This is a genomic window from Halalkalibacter oceani (assembly GCF_023715605.1).
GTDB lineage: Bacteria > Bacillota > Bacilli > Bacillales > Bacillaceae_D > Halalkalibacter > Halalkalibacter oceani.
Genome location: NZ_JAMBOL010000004.1, coordinates 98932 through 117712, shown reverse-complemented (window position 1 = coordinate 117712; position 18781 = coordinate 98932). Strand labels below are relative to the sequence as shown.

At 45.7% G+C, this 18781-nt stretch carries 18 protein-coding genes; 13 read left to right on the top strand and 5 right to left on the bottom strand.

What is annotated here, in order from left to right:
• Positions 1–29: 29 nt before the first annotated feature.
• On the bottom strand, positions 30–812 hold the full coding sequence (locus M3202_RS07570; protein WP_251222741.1) for a glycoside hydrolase domain-containing protein: 783 nt from the start codon (positions 810–812) through the stop codon (positions 30–32).
• A 169-nt stretch (positions 813–981) separates the two neighbouring features.
• Here M3202_RS07570 and M3202_RS07565 point away from each other — a divergent pair, with 169 nt between their 5' ends.
• From M3202_RS07565 to M3202_RS07540, 6 genes are all read left to right on the top strand, one after another.
• Entirely contained in the window at positions 982–2052 is a 1071-nt protein-coding gene (locus M3202_RS07565) for a branched-chain amino acid aminotransferase (RefSeq protein ID WP_251222740.1), read from the top strand.
• A gap of 104 nt (positions 2053–2156) precedes the next feature.
• A complete protein-coding gene (locus M3202_RS07560; RefSeq protein WP_432805967.1) occupies positions 2157–4199 on the top strand; it encodes an ATP-dependent DNA helicase in 2043 nt (680 codons plus the stop codon).
• A gap of 43 nt (positions 4200–4242) precedes the next feature.
• The gene (locus M3202_RS07555) at positions 4243–5028 is read left to right on the top strand and encodes an HAD family hydrolase (RefSeq protein WP_251222738.1); all 786 of its coding nucleotides are present in this window, start codon (positions 4243–4245) and stop codon (positions 5026–5028) included.
• Between the two features lie 173 nt (positions 5029–5201).
• Positions 5202–5915 (top strand): MgtC/SapB family protein, encoded by a 714-nt coding sequence (locus M3202_RS07550; protein WP_251222737.1) that lies wholly within the window; start codon positions 5202–5204, stop codon positions 5913–5915.
• A gap of 70 nt (positions 5916–5985) precedes the next feature.
• Positions 5986–7119: a zinc-dependent alcohol dehydrogenase gene (locus tag M3202_RS07545; RefSeq protein WP_251222736.1), complete on the top strand. Its 1134-nt coding sequence runs from the start codon at positions 5986–5988 to the stop codon at positions 7117–7119.
• A 115-nt stretch (positions 7120–7234) separates the two neighbouring features.
• Positions 7235–8086, top strand: a complete 852-nt coding sequence (locus tag M3202_RS07540; protein WP_251222805.1) for a 5'-3' exonuclease — start codon at positions 7235–7237, stop codon at positions 8084–8086.
• Between the two features lie 56 nt (positions 8087–8142).
• Here M3202_RS07540 and M3202_RS07535 read toward each other — a convergent pair whose 3' ends face one another.
• Positions 8143–9771, bottom strand: coding sequence for a GAF domain-containing sensor histidine kinase (locus M3202_RS07535; RefSeq protein ID WP_251222735.1), 1629 nt, complete (start codon positions 9769–9771; stop codon positions 8143–8145).
• A 175-nt stretch (positions 9772–9946) separates the two neighbouring features.
• On the opposite strand from M3202_RS07535, the gene M3202_RS07530 reads away from it, so the two are divergent.
• The 4 genes from M3202_RS07530 (at position 9947) to M3202_RS07515 (ending at position 13236) form a co-directional block, all read left to right on the top strand.
• The gene (locus tag M3202_RS07530) at positions 9947–10666 is read left to right on the top strand and encodes a LytR/AlgR family response regulator transcription factor (RefSeq protein ID WP_251222734.1); all 720 of its coding nucleotides are present in this window, start codon (positions 9947–9949) and stop codon (positions 10664–10666) included.
• 251 nt (positions 10667–10917) lie between these two features.
• Positions 10918–11325, top strand: coding sequence for a response regulator (locus M3202_RS07525; protein WP_251222733.1), 408 nt, complete (start codon positions 10918–10920; stop codon positions 11323–11325).
• Positions 11326–11337: 12 nt separating this feature from the next.
• A complete protein-coding gene (locus M3202_RS07520) occupies positions 11338–12693 on the top strand; it encodes a sensor histidine kinase (protein ID WP_251222732.1) in 1356 nt (451 codons plus the stop codon).
• Positions 12694–12738: 45 nt separating this feature from the next.
• On the top strand, positions 12739–13236 hold the full coding sequence (locus tag M3202_RS07515) for a L,D-transpeptidase family protein (RefSeq protein ID WP_251222804.1): 498 nt from the start codon (positions 12739–12741) through the stop codon (positions 13234–13236).
• 124 nt (positions 13237–13360) lie between these two features.
• Here M3202_RS07515 and M3202_RS07510 read toward each other — a convergent pair whose 3' ends face one another.
• From M3202_RS07510 to mobA, 3 genes are all read right to left on the bottom strand, one after another.
• Positions 13361–13789: a CBS domain-containing protein gene (locus tag M3202_RS07510; RefSeq protein ID WP_251222731.1), complete on the bottom strand. Its 429-nt coding sequence runs from the start codon at positions 13787–13789 to the stop codon at positions 13361–13363.
• Between the two features lie 69 nt (positions 13790–13858).
• Complete coding sequence (locus M3202_RS07505) at positions 13859–14761, bottom strand: diacylglycerol/lipid kinase family protein (protein WP_251222730.1); 903 nt, start codon at positions 14759–14761, stop codon at positions 13859–13861.
• 55 nt (positions 14762–14816) lie between these two features.
• Entirely contained in the window at positions 14817–15425 is a 609-nt protein-coding gene (mobA, locus tag M3202_RS07500) for a molybdenum cofactor guanylyltransferase (protein ID WP_251222729.1), read from the bottom strand.
• A gap of 192 nt (positions 15426–15617) precedes the next feature.
• Between mobA and M3202_RS07495 the strand changes: the two genes are divergently transcribed.
• From M3202_RS07495 to M3202_RS07485, 3 genes are all read left to right on the top strand, one after another.
• Entirely contained in the window at positions 15618–16253 is a 636-nt protein-coding gene (locus M3202_RS07495; protein WP_251222728.1) for a phosphatase PAP2 family protein, read from the top strand.
• Between the two features lie 17 nt (positions 16254–16270).
• Positions 16271–17266, top strand: coding sequence for a zinc-binding dehydrogenase (locus M3202_RS07490; RefSeq protein WP_251222727.1), 996 nt, complete (start codon positions 16271–16273; stop codon positions 17264–17266).
• 301 nt (positions 17267–17567) lie between these two features.
• Complete coding sequence (locus tag M3202_RS07485) at positions 17568–18770, top strand: GTP-binding protein (protein ID WP_251222726.1); 1203 nt, start codon at positions 17568–17570, stop codon at positions 18768–18770.
• Positions 18771–18781 lie beyond the last annotated feature (11 nt).

Sequence of the window (18781 nt, the reverse complement as noted above, 5' to 3'; positions counted from 1 at the left end):
CTCAGCCCCCTGCATCTTTCTACATTCTATTATCTCCAAAGATAATCAAGGATCTCCGGTTGAAATAAGTTGGTGTCGATGTTACAAACTTCGGCATCAAGTCCGTATTGCCAAGCGTACAAGAGCCCGCCTTCAGGACCTTCCATGGCAAATTCTTCAGGAGCCGTGGCTTCTGTTGTAATCCCGACCTGAGGCTGGTTGCTCCAGATGACGGTTTCCGCCAGGATTTCTTCGTTTTCCGCGACAGCCTGCTGGAATGCTGCGGTCAGCTCACTGTCAGCTGAGAAAACACCATAAATTCCAGATTGATAGGGAGAAGCGGAGATCGTGTCATGCCATCCAAGAATAAACTGGTGGTCGACCGGATAGATCGGCTCGATATCGGCAAACAGCGCCACGCCTTCCGGAATTTGATAATCATTTGCAAAGGCGATCGCCTGCTCTGCTTCAGCGACGCCGGCCTCATAGGTTGTCGCATCTTCAAAATGATTGTAGATCGGCAAAATCGCGATGTCGTTGGCGTGCAAATATTCAATCTCTTCGCTCGTTAAGCCATGGGACACACCTTCTTTGTCCACCATATAACGGCCAAAAACCGCAGGATCTCCAAAACTGCCGGTGATACAGTTCATGAAATCCTCATTGGCAATATTGACGGAATCAACCCCCCAAAGTGGAGAATCAGGTACCGGAGTTTCCTCATTTGGTGGCTCCGGATCTGGCCCATCTTTACTCACCAGGAAAAAAAGGCTAAAACCAGCGAAGAAAGCGATGATAAGCCCAAGAAATATTTGTCGGAAATGTTCTGACATATCGTAACTCCCTCCTAAGAGCTTTTTTAAAACCTGTCTGTTCATCTTATTGAGCTAGGTTCGAGAGCGTATAGGCTGGTTTACTTGTTTGGCGCTCCCATTTTTTAGCGAAAAGTGGTACGATAAAAGAGGACATGCTAATTTCTATTGGTAGTAAAGGAGAGGGACTATGACAGACAGGCTGGAAATTATCAAATCAACGAAGCGTAAAGCGAAGCCCGATGCTGGAAATCTAGTATTTGGAAAGCAGTTTTCCGATCATATGCTCATGATGGATTATTTGGAAGGCGAGGGCTGGATTAACCCGCGTATCGTGCCGTATGAGCCGATTTCCCTTGATCCTGCGGCAATGGTGTTTCACTATGGTCAATCCGTATTTGAAGGCTTAAAGGCTTACCGTACGGAAGATGAGCGTATTTTATTGTTCCGACCTGAAAAGAATCTGCAGCGCTTAAACCGTTCAAGTGACCGGCTGAGCATCCCGGCTATTGATGAAGAGAAAGTGCTTGGCTATTTGAAGGAGTTTTTAAAGCTTGAGAAGGACTGGATTCCAACAGCTGAGGGGACATCGCTTTATATTCGACCATTTATCTTCGCGACTGAGCCGAACTTGAGTGTCGCGCCGTCTAAGGCGTATACCTTTATGGTCATTCTCTCGCCGGTCGGCTCCTATTACGCTGAAGGCATCCATCCTGTAGGGATTTATGTCGAAAACAGCTATACGCGCGCTGTCCGCGGCGGAACGGGAACGGCGAAGACAGCGGGAAATTATTCAGCGGCCTATAAGGCGCAGGAACGGGCGACGGAAATGGGGCAATCCCAGGTGCTATGGCTTGATGGAGTCGAGAAGAAGTACATTGAAGAAGTCGGAAGCATGAATGTTTTCTTTAAAATAAACGGAGAAGTGGTAACTCCGGCGTTGAACGGCAGTATTCTTGAAGGCATTACCCGAATGTCGATCCTTGAACTGCTTAAGAGCTGGGGGATGAATGTCAGTGAACGCCGGATTTCGATGGAAGAGATTTATCAGGCGTACGAAGCTGGACAGCTGGAGGAAGCCTTTGGAACGGGTACAGCTGCGGTTATTTCGCCAGTCGGCGAATTGAATTGGGACGGGCGGAAAATGGTGATCAATGACCGCCAGACCGGCCCATTGTCAAAGAAGCTGTATGATACACTGACAGGCATTCAAACAGGGAGGCTGGATGATCCGTTCAATTGGACAACGGAAATTAAATAGTTGTTTCAAGGCTGTCTCATAAAGGATACTTCCTTTTGAGGCAGCTTTGTTTTACGTGTTGAAGATTGACAGTTCTTCTTGCTATTTGCGATAATGAAACGTCAATGCCTACGATATTAAACGACGGAGGTCTACCTTTGAAAGCAAGTCAACAATTACCTTTCGCATATGAATTACATGAATCTTTTTTTGAGAAATTGAATGAATGGATTGGGGATGTCTTTTATGATTTGTTGCCTGAAGCCGGAATGGAGCTTCGGGACGAACAAATTTTTATGGCGTTTCAACTGGAAAAGGCCTTTCGTGAGAAGAAAGTGATGTTTGCCGAGGCGGGAGTCGGCACCGGCAAAACGATTGTCTATCTGCTTTATGCGATCTGTTATGCCCGCTATATGAGAAAGCCGGCAATCATTGCCTGTGCGGATGAATCCCTGATTGAACAGCTTGTCAAAAAAGACGGAGACATTGATAAGCTGTCAAATTTGCTCGGCCTCTCCATTGATGTCCGGCTTGCTAAATCGAGGGAGCAGTATCTTTGCCTTGAAAAGCTCGAAGCAGAACGGTCAAGAGAGGACTATCCGGACCACTATGATATGGTTTACGATCGGCTTCCTTCCTTTGTTCACACGAATCAAACGATGCAGGCCTTTACGCCTTATGGCGATCGCAAACAATATCCTGAACTGGATGATGAAGCGTGGAGCAGAATCAATTGGGACACTTTTCAAGATTGCTTTGTCTGCAAAAAACGTCATCGCTGTGGTCAGACGCTTTCGCGTGAGGATTACCGTCAGGCGACTGATCTGATTATTTGCTCCCATGATTTTTATATGGAGCATGTTTGGACGTATGAAGCGCGAAAACGGGAAGGACAGCTGCCTTTTCTACCTGAAGCGAGTTCGGTCGTCTTTGATGAAGGCCATTTATTGGAAGTTGCCGCGCAAAACGCGCTCACCTATAAATATCGGCATAACAGTTTAGAAGAGCTGTTAACAAGGCTCTTGCAAAATGATGTGCGTGAACCATTTGCCGTTTTAATTGAAGAATTGCTTTCACAAAGCTTGTATGTCTCACAGCTGATCGAGCAGCACGCCCGTCCTGTGCCCGGGACAGTGCGCCATGAGCTGAAAACGGCTGCAGTGCTAACTGAGCTGCAACGGCTTGTCAGCTATATCGGCCAGCTTGAAGAAGAAATGGTGTTCGAGAGTGAGCTGTTTACGATTGATGACTATCAGCTGCGGATTGTCGAGGAGCATCTGGAAACGATCAAGCATGCGCTGACGCTCTATTTGCAGCAGGAAAATGTGATTTCCTGGGTGGAGCGTGAGGATGGACTGGTAACGCTTGTGATCATGCCGGAAATGGTGGAAGAAGTGTTGAAGGAACAGGTTTTCTCAAAGAATATTCCTTTCATCTTTTCCTCTGCGACACTTTCTGTCGACGGTTCTTTTGACTATATTGCGAGCAGTCTCGGGATTGAAGAGTACGTATCGTTTTCTGTCGACTCGCCATTTGATTATGCTGCGCAAATGAAGCTGTTTACGCCGCGATTGTTTACCGAGGACGTGTGGGAAGCAAAGCTTGAGTATGCTGTCAACCTGCTTGAAAAGACAGATGGCAGCGCCTTGCTGCTGTTTACGAACCACGAGGAATTGCAACGGTTTAAGCTGGCGGTCAAAAGCGAGCCGCGTCTGCAAAAGTGGCCGTTCCTCTTTGAAGGGGAGCAGGAAATCAGCCGGCTGATTTCGCTCTTCCAAGCTGATGTTCAGACGGTTCTTTGTGCCGTCAGCCTATGGGAAGGACTCGATATTCCGGGACCTTCATTATCAAATGTTATCATTTGGTCCTTGCCTTTTCCCCCGGCTGATCCGGTATTTACAGCAAAACGACACCGTGCGCGGAACCCTTACGCGGAGGTTGATCTGCCTTATATGCTATTGCGTTTACGCCAAGGCATCGGCCGTTTGATTCGCACTCATCACGATCAGGGAGTGGTTACGATCCTTTCACCTGAGCTCTGCCAGCAGCAGGAGCTTCAGTCGGCAATCAGAGCGATTTTGCCGAACGGTGTGCAGATGAAGATGGAAGGATTGGATGCTGAAATGCCGGATTTGCCTACTGTCGAGGCGAAGAACATGATAGAATAAAAGAGTAAGGTAGAAGCAAAGCTAGAGACGGAGGCAATAGGCAATGATTAAAGCGATTTTCTTTGATTTGGATGACACCCTGCTTTGGGATCAAAAAAGCGTGCAGTCTGCATTTGACGCGACATGTCAAGTGGCGGCCGAGAAGTACGACATTGATCCGAAGGCACTTGAGAAAGCGGTGAGAGAAGAGGCGAGAAAGCTGTATGCTTCCTACGAAACCTATTCCTTTACGCAAATGATCGGAATCAACCCGTTTGAAGGATTATGGGGGAATTTTCTTGACGAGGATGAAAACTTCAAAAAGATGAAAGAGGTCGTACCCGGCTATCGTAAGGACGCTTGGACAAATGGCTTAAAAGCGCTTGGCATTGAGGATGAAGCACTCGGCTATGAACTGGCTGAACGGTTTCCGCAAGAGCGCCGCAAGCACCCTTATGTCTACGAAGAGTCGTTTCAAGTATTGGACAAGCTGAAGAAGGATTACCGACTGTTGTTGCTCACGAATGGTTCTCCTGACCTTCAGCAGACGAAGCTTGCGATCACCCCCGAGCTTGTCCCTTACTTTGATCATATTGTCATATCCGGTGCATTCGGCAAAGGCAAGCCAGATCCGTCCATTTTCACACACGCCCTGGAAAAAATGGGGATCGAAAAGGACGAAGCAATGATGGTCGGCGATAATTTAATGACCGATATCCTCGGTGCTTCACGGGCCGGGATGAAGTCTGTCTGGATTAACCGCCACGACAAGCCAAAAAGTGATGATGTCATTCCTGATTATGAAATCAAGCATTTGGAGGAGCTTTACCCGATTTTGGAGCAAGCGTGACAGGCTCAATAATAAAGTACAGGTTGTTCAAATGGTTAATGTACCGTTTGAACAACTTTTTTATACTTGTTTTCAGCAAAATCATAAATGACGGCGAACGGCTATATGCTAAGAAAGAGAGAAGGAATGAAAAGGCGCCTTTACGGGTATAGAACGGGAAAGGAGGTTGCGGGATGGAGGATATTGTTGAAGTCATCATAGCCGAAATGATGAAATACGATTTATTATTGAAAATCAGTCTTGCCGCATTAGGCGGTCTTATTATTGGGCTGGAACGAGAGCTGAAAGGAAAGCCGCTTGGCTTGAAGACTTGTTTAATTGTCTCCGTGACGGCCTGTCTGCTGACGATTGTCTCTTATGAGTCAGCTTTTTTGTTTTCGGAAGCCTATTCGCGCCCGATGGACCCTGGCCGAATTCCGTCCTATGTGATCAGCGGGATCGGTTTTCTTGGTGCGGGAGTGATCTTAAGAAGAAATAATGATGCGATTTCCGGCTTGACAACCGCTGCTCTTGTTCTTGCTTCAGCCGGTCTCGGGATTACGTTTGGTGTCGGTTTTTATACCGAGGGAATTCTTGGTCTTATTTTTATGTTTCTTGGTGTCCGAATTATTCCTGATCTGTTTGAATGGATTGGGCCAAAGAAGCTGCACGAAATTGAAATCCGCGCGAAATTATACGTTGAAAAAGAGACGGACTTGACTGAGCTGCTGAAAGATATGAAACATCTCGGTTTTGGGATCAGGCGGGTCAAAGTCAAAGAGGAAGTGAATGATATCGTCATCAATTGCTTAATTGTCACCGATAAAAAAACGTACACGACCGATGTCTTTTACGCTTTAAAATCGTTGAAAACCGTTCTTCAGGTTGAAGTTGAGAATTTACAGTAAAAACAGGCACGTATATTCTGATCCCTTTCTCAAGATACTAACAAAAAACAAATGAGTAAGGGATGATGATATGAAAGCCGTCACGTATCAAGGAAAATATGTCGTGCAAGTAAAAGAAGTGAAAACACCCGATATTCAAGACCCGGAAGATGTCATTGTCAAAATTACTTCGACGGCAATATGCGGCTCCGATCTTCACTTATACCAGGGAAACTTCCCGCTGCCGATCGGATATGTGATCGGCCATGAGCCAATGGGAATCGTTGAAGAGGTGGGCCCCGCGGTAACAAGTGTCAAAAAAGGGGACCGGGTCGTCATTCCGTTTACTGTTGCGTGCGGACGCTGTATCTATTGCGATCATAAGCTGGAGAGCCAATGTGATAATGCCAATCCTCATTATGATTCTGGCGGTTATTTTGGTTATTCCGAAAAATTCGGCAATCATCCAGGCGGGCAGGCTGAATATTTACGGGTGCCGTTTGGCAATTTTACGCCTTTCCGTGTACCAGATGATTGTGAGCTTGAAGATGAGCAGTTGTTGTTTTTATCCGATGTCCTGCCGACGGCCTACTGGAGCGTCGTCAATGCCGGCGTGAAAAAAGGAGACACGGTAATCGTATTAGGCTGCGGGCCGGTCGGGATGTTTGCCCAGCAGTTTGCCTGGCTTCAAGGAGCAAAGCGGGTAATTGCAGTCGATTATATTCCGTACCGGCTTGAGTTCGCCAGAAAAGTCAACAAGGTCGAGGTTTTTGATTTTACGAAGCATGAAGACATGGGGGAAGTGTTAAAGGAAACGACGAAAGGCGGCGCGGATGTTGTCATCGACTGTGTCGGAATGGATGGCAAGAAGTCACCGCTGGAATTCATTGAACAGAAGATGAAGCTGCAAGGGGGAACACTCGGTCCGATCCAAATATCGACAAAAGCAGTCCGCAAAGGCGGAACGGTCCAAATTACCGGCGTTTATGGCGGACTGTATAACATGTTCCCCTTAGGTCCATTTTTCACAAGAAACATTACGCTGAAAATGGGACAGGCACCGGCCCGTCATTTTATGCCGGACATTTACAACCTGATTACGAAAAACCAGCTCAACCCTTCCTCGATCATTACCCATTCCCTCCCGCTTGAACGGGCCGCGGAAGGCTATGAGAAATTTAATAACCGGACCGATGATTGTCTGAAGGTTGTGTTGAAGCCTTAGATCGCTTTGCCGGCCAGCCAGCCCGGAGAGAGGAGCGTAAATCGCTCCCCGGGCTTTTGTGGTATAATAGAGGGTACTTGAGCAAGGAGGGAAGCAATTGACGAATAAAAAAGTGATGCTCGTCGACGGAATGGCGTTACTGTTCCGTTCTTTTTATGCCACGGCGATGAGCGGCTATTATATGGTAAACAGCAAGGGGATACCGACGAATGCGATTCACGGCTTTGTCAAGCATTTGTTCTCGGCGACGAACAGATTTGAACCGACCCATGTGATTTGCTGCTGGGATATGGGCAGTCAAACCTTCCGCAATGACATTTACCCTGCTTATAAAGCGAACCGGGGCGAGCCGCCGGTTGAGCTTATTCCGCAGTTTGATTTAGCAAAAGAAGTAGTTGAAGAGCTTTCGATTCCGAACGTCGGCCTGCCGAATTATGAAGCAGATGATTGCATCGGCACATTGGCGCAAAAGTACGCGGAAGAGGCGGAAGTCATGATTTTAACCGGCGATCAGGATATTCTGCAATTAATCGCAGACAACATTTCGGTGATTTTGTTAAAAAAAGGGATTGGCCATTATCAGGTTTATAATCGAGAAAGTTTTTTCGCGGAAAAAGCGATCCACCCCCATCAGATGGTCGATTTAAAAGCATTTATGGGTGATAGCAGCGATAACTATCCCGGAGTAAAAGGAATTGGGGAAAAAACAGCACTGAAGCTGCTGCAAACCTATCAATCTATTGAAGGTGTGCTGGCCAACGTCGAGGCGTTAACGCCGGCTCAGCAACGTAAAATCCAGGAAGAGAAGGAGATGCTTCACCTTTGCCGCAAACTGGCCCAAATCCATTGTCAAGTTGAGGTGGACTGCTCCTTGGAGGATGCCCTTTATCAAATTGATCATGAACGAATGCGGGCAAAATTCGCTGAGTTGGAGCTGAAAAATCTCGAGCGGCTTATTACCGGCTAGCGAGATGGAAGAAGCTGCTGAAAAAGGACGATGTTCACTTTTTCAGCAGCCTCTTTTTATTCTTTTTCCGGCCGATAAAGAGGGATTTTGACCGAAAATTTACTGCCGATTCCGTCAGCCGTTTGAAAGCTGATCGAACCTCCCATCTCAGTCAGCAATTGTTGAACGAGTGTGAGTCCGATTCCGGAGCCTTCAACATGAGAAGCATGCGCCGGAGAACGGTAAAACGCCTTAAACATCTGCGCCTGATCTTCCTGTGAAAGTCCAAAACCAGTATCAGCAATCGTAATTGTGAGATGATCGGATTGAACTGAATAGCTGATGCTCACCTGTCCCTCTTCATAATTGTATTTAATCGCATTTGAAAGCAGGTTAAGAATGACCTGATTAAACCTTATTTTATCTGCTTTGATGGCGGGAACCTGTTTTGCCGTAGCGTAATGATGGATAAGGATATACTTGCTTTCGGCAAATGGTGCTAGTAACTTGATACAGCTTGTGACGGCTTCATGGGCGCTTATTTTTTCAAGCGTCATCGCCGGTTTTCCCGCTTCGATCCGGACAAGCTCTAAAATCTGGTTAATTAAAGTGAGTAAGTGTCGACTGGCATGAACAATCTTTGTAAGGCTCGTAACCTGGTGTTCTGTCAGCTCCTGTTTTTTGTCGAGTAACAAAATTTGTGAAAAGCCAAGAATGGAGTTCAATGGAGTGCGCAGTTCATGGCTCATCATCGAGAGAAAATCAGTCTTCGCTTTGTGCGCTTTCTCAGCTTCCTGCTTCGCTTGAAGCAACAGTTCGTTACTGCTGACAAGCTCATTGTTTTTTTCTTTCAGCTCGATTATGAAAAAAAGCCGTTCCATCATTGCTGCAACCTGTCTGCACACTTTATCAATCAGCAGCAGCTCACTTTCGGTAAATGTCGAGCGCCGCTTTGAGCCGAACGAAAGAGTGCCGAGCAGACGATTATTCGAAATGAGCGGATGACAGACATAGGCTTTTATGCCGAGCGAGCGAATCAGTTTTGTACTTGGATCGTCGTTTGTTATGATATGTTCGGCTATCCGCTTTTGCTTGTCCGCTGCCACTTTCCCACAGATCGCTTCTCCAAGCTGAAGGGAATGAAGTCGGGCGGCGATATCGGCGGAAATACCGGTATAATTCATTAAATGAAGCTCTTTTCCGCTCTCGCTGTATCGGTAATTAAAATAAACATCAAGGTCTAAATAACGGGAAAGGTGCGCAAATAACGTATCGAACAGCTGCTGTGGTTTTTCCTGCAAAATTAAATCATGACTCGTTTCCGTGAGCACGGTCAATTCCTTAATATGGGCGTCTAACGCTTCTTCTATTTCAATCTCACATGTTTTATCTTTTAACAGAATAATAGTATGATTTATACAGAAGGACATTTCAACATGAAGCAAGCTCTTTTCGTCCTCCAGCTTTTCAACAAAGTGGAACGGCTGCTTTCTTTGAGCAACGGTCCAAAGCTTTTTCTGCAATTGTTCTGAAAAAGCCGGGGGAAGGGTATCCCAGAAGCTGTCTCCGATCGTCGCTTTTTTGAGGGCAGTGCTGCTAAATCTGGTTTCCGATGGACTGAGATCCGTAATCTGCCAATTGTGATCGACGATCATGTATACGTGTTCAGAGTGGAGCGGGGAAAGTGTCGTAGGGGGCATCATCATTGAGTCCACCTCCATTGTGCCCCTATTCTACAATATAAATATTAAGGATCATAGTTGTTTTTTCTACCAGTAATGTTACATTATTGAGAGTAAAGGCTATAAGCACAGTAGTAAACTGGTTAACCTGTTTCATCATGGCAGTCTTCTGAGAAATATAATGAAAAGAAGGGGTAAGATGGAGAATTTAAAGGTAATTGTAGCTGATGATCATGCGGATTCACGCGAAATCCTTATTGAGTTTATCAATCATTTGCCTGATGTTACGGTTGTAGCAGAAGCAGTTGATGGAAAAGAAGTAGTGGAACAGGTTTTATCTCATAGAGATGTGGACGCCGTTTTGATCGATATTCGGATGCCGAAGCTTAATGGGATGGAAGCAATAAAGATTTGTCTTGAATACGTTCCGCAGCTGAGATTTATTTTTATTACAGGCTATGATGATTACGCGGTGGAAGCGTTTACGATTTCTGCGACGGATTATATTGTGAAGCCGGTCGAGGCCGGACGTCTGTATAAAGCACTGGCAAAAGTAAGAGAGAGGAAAGAGTTGGCCAATAACAATAGAAATGATTCACAGCGAATGATTATAAAAAATAAAAAGCTGACTTATTATGTTCCTATTAACGACATTTTATTTATTGAAAAAAATGGCAAAGAAGCACTTGTTCATACGAAAGACAAAACCTATGTCACATTGGAGACATTGGATTCACTGGAAAAAAAGCTTACTTCCTCCTTTTATCAATCTCATCGTTCCTATATTATCAATATAAATAAAATCTCGCATATCGAATCCTCAGGAAGAACGTACTTAGCCTATTTTCTCGATTATGATAAAGCGGCTCACATCTCAAAGCACCGGATTCATACGACTCATCAAAAATTACTTCGCTAACGTTGCAGGGAACGGGACAAAGGTTGTTTTTCACCTTTTGCCCAGCCCCTTGGTCATGGTCAGTCTTGTCTCACCCTTTGTTTCCTGAAAGGTTGTGAAAGGGTTCAATCACTTACTAACTACTTCCTTTGTTTTCGTATGGGGTACATAAAACGGACTACTTGGGTGCTGTATCTATTAGACAGGAAAGGGTCCGAAAAGGTAAAATTTTCAACATACGCATTTTAGTCAAAAAGGGAGTTAAGGACTGGGTGATAACGGAAGAAGCACTATATACGAAAACGATTTTAATCTATCAGGAGTACAACGGTTATAAGCTCCTGTTTGAAACCGTGTTGAGAGATTGGGGATTTACAAACCTGGATGTCGTTGAAAGTCATGAACAGGTCATAACGAAACTGAAAAGCAAACCGGTTGAACTGTTAATTTATGATTTTATTAATCATGAAAGCGTCCATACGTTTTCAAAGGTGCATAAGCAACTTTGTCTGCCTTTTACGATTTGCACCGCTTTTCAAAACTTGAATATCCGCGAACAATTACGTGATTTTCCACATGTTGATTTTGTCGACAAGCCTCTTGATATTCATCTGCTTCGAGAAGTCGTATACCACTGTCTAAAAGAGCGAATAACGCAAAAAAACGGATATTTTTCATGAAAGTGAGAAGAGATGAACGAGATTTTTTTTGTGCTTATTTTAGTTAGTTTCGCGTGGTTACTGGGCTATTTATATCAGGGGTTCAAAAAGTGGAACAGGGTGGATGTACTCGTCTATATCGTCATCATTGTTTTACTTGGCGCCTTTGCGTTCTCAGGTCTGGCACGATCGTTGTCCACATCACCGGCTCTGTACACGGGTTTTGTTTTTCAGTATGCGTTGCTCGCCGGCGTGATGCTTCTGCTTGGCTATTGGCTGAATGGGAAAGCGCCACAGACGGACCAGTCGCGGAAAAAGCGGGAGAACTCTGGTGAACAGGATGATTCATTTTGGATTTTTGTTTGTGATGAGAATGAAACGATTCTGATGGCCAATCGCGTCCTTCTTACTTTTTCAGCCGTTCCGATTAAGCGACTCACCAGTCATACATTAGCGGCTTTTGTTGCTCCTTCATCGCGTGAGAAAGCGAGCGCACTGATAGACGAAAGTCAGAAACATCAATGGGCGGAAGCGGTGCTCACTTTACAAAACAGGCAAGGGGATACATATGAGATCTTTTTTACGGTTTATTGCTTAAAAGGGAAAGGGGAAGGAAGCTTTTTGTTTATCGGCAAGAGCATCCAGCAGCACAAAGCGCTGACGTTGGCAAAGGCGAGGGCGGCTTTTGAGAAAGAGTTTGAATACGCGTCGCTCTTGTCCGTTCAATTGGCACATGAATTAAAAATCCCGCTAAACAGCATTCTCGGTTATGCTCAACTGATGCAGCTTGAAGCCGATCGTAACAATCGGAAGCAGCAGGAACGTCTCGAGAAAATTATCAAATCCGGAAAGCATATGCTTTTTCTACTCAATGCGATGAGCAGGAAAAGAGGGAAAACAGGACAGCTTCAAAAGAGGGAGAAGGTGAATGTTTTTCAGGTGATTGATGACAGTATCATGTTTGTCTATCCGTTCGCGTTGGAAAAAAATATTGAAATCATACGGCAAATGGACGAAGAGCATGAGCTGTTTTTACAGGTCGACCGGACGAAATTCATGCAGATCCTGCTGAACCTGCTGACAAATGGGATTAAGTTTAATAAGAAGAATGGAACATTAACGATTCAGACGGAACGAAAAGAGGATCAGTTTCGGCTGATGATCACAGATAGTGGTTTTGGCATTGCCGAGGAGAAACTGGAAGACATCTTTCATCTTACCGGCCGCGCTGATCATGATGAGAAAGAAGGGCAGGGGATGGGCCTTGCTTTGACGAAAGGGCTAGTAGAAGAAATGGGGGGAGAGATCACCGTGGAGAGCAGGCTCAACCAGGGAAGTACATTTTCTGTCAGTCTTCCTTTACACGGGAGTAAGCATAAAATGGACTGATGTGCATATGGTAATTCCAAAGGCGAGGAAGGTGGGATGACCTACATGCACAAGCATATTGTCAAACCGGGGGAAACGCTTTTTTCGATTGCGGAGGATTACCGTATTGCCTTCAATACCCTCCTGCAGGCAAATCAGCTTGCTGATCCAAATACGCTATATGTCGGTCAGACGCTCGTTATTCCGGGGTTGCCCGCCCCTGATCAATTGCCTTATTCTATTTCAGTCTCGTTGTTAAACAGAACACTGACCTTATTTCAGCATGGTGCTGAGGTTAAAACCTATCCGATTGCGGTTGGCAGAATGCTGAATGAAACGCCGACGGGAGATTATGTCATTATTAATAAAGCGCCGAATCCGGGAGGTCCCTTTGGAGCGATGTGGATGTCATTATCGAAAAAACATTACGGTATTCACGGCACTAACGATCCTTCTTCAATCGGGAAAGCCGTGTCAAAAGGCTGTATTCGGATGTTCAACGAGGATGTGATTGAACTGTCCCAAATGATTCCAATCGGAACAAAGGTTTTGATCAGGCCATAGCATAATGGGCGAAAAGTTGAAGGGCTGACTAGCATAAAGCAAGCAGGAAAGAATCTGTTTCCCTGCTTGCTTTATAGCTATGTGCAAAATTTCCTCTCCACAGGATTGCTCCAGTAGGATCGTCTTACTGCTCAGGAGAAGTATGCTCAGAAATATTCGACAGCGCTTCGCCGGCTTCATTTTGATAAATCGCTTCTGTTGCCAGGTCTCCCAGCGCGACCATACCGACTAATTGGCCGTTATCGACGACAGGAAGACGGCGAATTTGATGCTGAGCCATTAAAGCCGAGGCTTCATGCGCATCCATCGAAGGAGAGGCAACGGTTAAGTTTGTTGACATACATTCGCGCACCGGCACATTTGTTGCATTGCCTTCCGCTGTAGAACGCAACGTAATATCGCGGTCGGTGATCACTCCTTGCAGCTGACCATTTTCCACTACAGGAACAGAACCGATATTGTATTGTTTCATTAAGGCCGCTGCTTCCTGGATCGTTTGATCTCCGGTGACTGAAACAACATTTTTTGACATGAGCTGATCTAGATTTGGCATCCTGGTCACTCCATTCAAGTTAGATTTATGAACAAGTATTAGGATTTTCCAAAGGTCAAAAATTATGCATCATTCTGTCAGCTTGTTCATGAAAAATGTCAGCTTCCGCGGGAGCAGGGCGACTGCAGCCGGGGATGTCTGATAAATTTCACCGTCCATATCAATCTCCATTTTCTCCGCAGTCGTCAAGGAAAAGGAGGAGGTGCGAATCAGCTCGATTCCTTCCGCTTCTTTCGTCCAATCTGCGGTGAATGTTTTGTAATACATATTTTTCAGTAGTTTCAGTCCCGATTCCTGAATGATATAGAGCTCCATTAAGCTGTCATCGAGCTTGGAGTCAGGAAGGTGGAAATTGGCTGTGCCTAACGAATAGCCATTCATCGCCAGAATCATCACCGCTTCCCCGCTTCGTTCCACTTTTTCGGCTGTTTGCAAAGCAAAGGAAAAGGGTTCGGCTTTTTTTAACGATTGAAGCGCGCTAATAAAATAGCTCAGCTTACCGACTGAATTTTTCAACGTAGAATTTGTTTCTTCCGAGACGGTCGTAATTAAGCCGAGTCCGACAAAATTCGTGAAATACCGCTTGTTGCAGCTTCCGATGTCACATGTCAGCGTTTGACCGGCTTTGATCACTTCAGCTGCTTCGGCAATCGTTTGCGGAATCCCGAGAGTACGGGAGAAATCATTGCAAGTACCGGCAGGGAAAATTCCGACAACAGGCGGTTTTGTAACGTCCATTAAGCCGTTGATACATTCGTGCACCGTTCCGTCTCCTCCGACAATAAAGAGCTGGTCATAATCACTGGCGCGCTCTCTGCAAATCCGCTCACCGTCGCCTTTCTGAAAGGTTTGCACCATCGTCAGCTCCCGATATTCCGCAGCAAGTACGTCCGTAATATCTTTTAAAATGTCGTTGATTTTCGCTTGTCCCGCCTGCGCATTATAGACGAGCAACGCTTTTTTCCTGTCCATTCACAGCTTCCTTTCAAGGGGATATTTTTCATCCTATTCCCTGAGAGCGAGGTCTTTACTCAATTTTTTCCTTGCCATTTAAGTCGGACAGAAGGCGCTTTGCCTCGCGGAGGTCCTCCGGATAGTTGATATTCATAAAATCTGCCTGATTGCCCGCGAAGGCAACTCGTTTCAGCCTCGCTTCCCGTAACAAAGGCTTAAAGCTCCGATAACCTTTGGCAAGCAACTGTTTTATCATCGAGAGACAGTCGCGGTGATAGAGAGCGAGCAATGGCTGAAGGCGCGTTCCGCTCTCGGGGATGATGATTTGGTTTGCGGAATCAATTTCTTTTATCAAGTCGGCGACCAAAGAAGCGCGTACAAAGGGAATATCAGCTGCAAGCACAAAGAACCAATCCGTTCTGGGAAGCTGTTCCATCGCAAAGGCCAGGGCAGCGAGCGGCCCCTGGTGGGCTGTTTCCTCAACAAGAATCGCAGCATCGGCAGAAGAAAAAGAAGGAGCGAGCCCGCTGTTTGTCACGATGTAGACAGAACGGCAGCCGCCTTCTGATAATGCGGTGATGCTATGCTGATAAAATGCTTTTCCGTTGTATTGTTCAAACATTTTCGCCTTCCCATAGCGGGACGATTGCCCGCCTGCCAATACAAGTCCATCAATCATCATCCGATCAGCTCCCTTTTTCAAAAGAATTAGTAGTTTCAGTATACGAAAACGGGGCAAGAAAGAATAGACAAGGTTACGCAATCTGAGAGCTGTCGTAAAAAACAAACCGATTGAATTGAATGATAGAAAACGCTAAAATAAGAGGTAAACTTATCCAACTATCATAATCTCTCACAAGTAGGTGTGACAATATTGCAGCATAAATCATCGACATTCCTTTTACGTTGCAGCGGCGTTTTGCTCATGCTTTTTCTATTTCTGACCTATGGGGTTGTCACGGGCGCAACACTCGCTCTTGATGAAGCGTTGATCCAGCGGGTTTCAATGCTTGAGCATCCATTTTTAACAGCTATGCTGATCGCGCTCAGCTTTATCGGTTCAACGATCCCGGTTGTCGTTCTTTCAGCAGTCATGCTACTTATTCTGTACCTATTTACGAAGAAAAAGCGTGACGTCATTTTTTTCGTTGCTGTTTCTTTGTGCTCGGTCACGCTGAATGTGCTTTTAAAGTCGTATTTTGAACGGGAGCGGCCGTCGATCATTGAGATGATTGAAGAGACAGGATTCAGCTATCCGAGCGCCCATGCGATGGCGGCTTTTACGCTTTATGGAGCGGTAACGTTTTTACTTTGGCGTCATCTGAAAAAGCGGAAATCGCGCCGTTTTCTCGTAGGGGCGGCCGCCAGCATCATTCTGTTGATGGGGTTCAGCCGGATTTATTTAGGGGTCCATTATCCGAGTGACGTCATCGGCGGATATTTAGTAAGCGGAGCATTATTAACCATTTCCATCTTTATTTATCAATTCATTGAACATAATATTCCATAGTAAAGGGCGTGGAACGGATGAAAGCATTGGTTCATCAAGGGAAAAGAGGGTTGGCCGGGCTTGCCTATCAGGAGATCGAGGAAGTGAAGCCGGCAGCAGGGGAAGTAAAGGTGAAACTGCTTTATGCCGGTCTTAATCACCGGGATCTTTTCGTGCTGGAACGCCATCCGGAAGAGGCGCCGGGTCTGATCATCGGTTCGGATGGCGCCGGAATTATAGAAGAAGTTGGAGAAGGCGTGACGGATGTTGCGGCTGGCGACGAAGTCATTATTAACCCGAGCCTCGGCTGGGTCACAAAAAGTGCCGCGCCGCCGGACGGATTCGAAATCGTCGGCTTGCCTGATCACGGGACTTTCGCGGAATCTATTGTTATTTCCGCGTTCAATGTGGAAAAAAAGCCGGAGCACTTATCATGGGAGGAAGCAGGCGTGCTGTCTCTTGCGGCGCTTACTGCCTACAGGGCGCTGATTACGAGAGCGCATGCCAAGCCGAAGGATACGATTTTGCTGCCTGGGGTCGGCAGCGGCGCTGTTACTTTTCTTTTGTTATTCGCGAAAGCGATTGGAGCGCGTGTCATTGTGACGTCGCGCTCGCAGGCAAAGCGGGAAAAAGCGCTCGAACTTGGCGCGGACGTGGCGATTGCCAGTGAACATGACTGGAATGCTGAGCTGAATGGAGAGAAAGCAGATATCGTAATTGAAACAGTCGGGGCGGCCACTTTCAATAAATCACTCGGTCAATTACGCAAAGGCGGGACACTCGTAACGTTTGGCGCCTCGGCCGGCGATGAGGTCAAGCTTGACATTCGCAGCTTTTTTTACGGACAATTTACGATGCTCGGGACGACGATGGGAAGCCGAGATGAGTTTAAAGAAATGCTTCATTTTATTAAAAGATATCAAATAAAGCCGGTGATCGATCAGGTTTTTCCATTATCGCAAGGAATAGAAGCATTGAAAAGAATGGAAGACGCCGAGCAATTTGGAAAAATCGCGCTGAAAATAACGGAATAGGGATTGGCTAAAATCCCTCTGGTTGAAGCTGCTGAAAAAGGACGATTTTCACTTTTTCAGCAGCTTTTTTGCCATGAGCGTAGGCGTAAGCAAGGCGCGCAACTCGTTGCTTTCCGTCTTGAATAGCTCTCTCTATTTATCATCAAGCATCCCTCCTCTTTCTCACTAGAAAAAAAATGCCCCGATCCCGGTAGCGAGGTCGAAGAGCGTTTTTGCATCGTTTCTCATTCACAGATTGACAATCTATCACTCGTTCTCTATTATATAAATAGTAATGATTACGATTTATGAGGAGGATAAGATGAAAACAGTGATTCCCGTAACGGTATTAAGCGGCTATCTTGGCTCTGGGAAAACAACTTTACTAAATCATATTCTAAAAAACCGGCAAGGGTTGAAGGTAGCGGTCATCGTCAATGATATGAGTGAGGTAAACATCGATGCTGAATTAGTGAAGCAAGGTGGAGAGCTGTCGCGAACAGAAGAAAAATTAGTCGAAATGTCGAATGGATGCATTTGCTGTACGTTAAGAGAAGATTTATTAATTGAAGTGGAGAAGTTAGCAAAAGCAGGAAATATTGATTACATCGTCATTGAATCGACGGGGATTAGTGAACCGATCCCGGTGGCGCAAACATTCTCGTATATTGATGAAGAGCTTAACATTGATTTAACAAAATTTTGCCGGTTGGATACAATGGTTACGGTCGTCGATGCAAATCGTTTTTGGCATGATTTTCGCTCAGGGGACAGCTTGCTTGATCGTAAGGAAGCACTTGGAGAGGATGATGCACGAGAAATTGCCGATTTGCTGATCGATCAGATCGAATTTTGCGATGTGCTTATTTTGAATAAGTGTGATCTTGTATCGGAAGAGGAACTGGAGAAATTGGAAGTCGTGTTGAAAACATTGCAACCAAAAGCGAAAATCATTCGCTCTGTTAAGGCCGAAGTCGATCCGATGGAAATATTGGATACGAAGCTGTTTAATTTTGAAGAAGCAAGCAGTTCGGCAGGATGGATTCGCGAGTTGACAGCAGGACATGCCGAGCATACTCCGGAAACAGAAGAGTACGGAATCTCTTCTTTCGTCTATTACCGGCGGGAGCCTTTTCACACGATGCGTTTTTACAATTGGCTTCAATCCATGCCGGATAATGTGGTCAGAGCGAAAGGAATCGTCTGGTGCGCGAGCAGAAATAATTTGGCACTGCTTATGTCGCAGGCCGGGCCATCTGTCTCAGTCGAGCCCATCTCTTATTGGGTCGCCGGTTTACCACTTCATGAGCAACAGCAAATTTTAAAAGATAATCCTGATCTTCTGCAGGAGTGGAACGATCAATATGGTGATCGGCATACGAAGCTGGTGTTGATCGGCACAGAACTGGACAAAGAAACAGTAACTAAAGAATTGGACGATTGTTTATTAACAGATACGGAAATGATGCAGGATTGGCAAACGCTCGATGATCCATTTCAATGGAATGTCCAAAGGCCAAGCTGAAAGTAGGGACA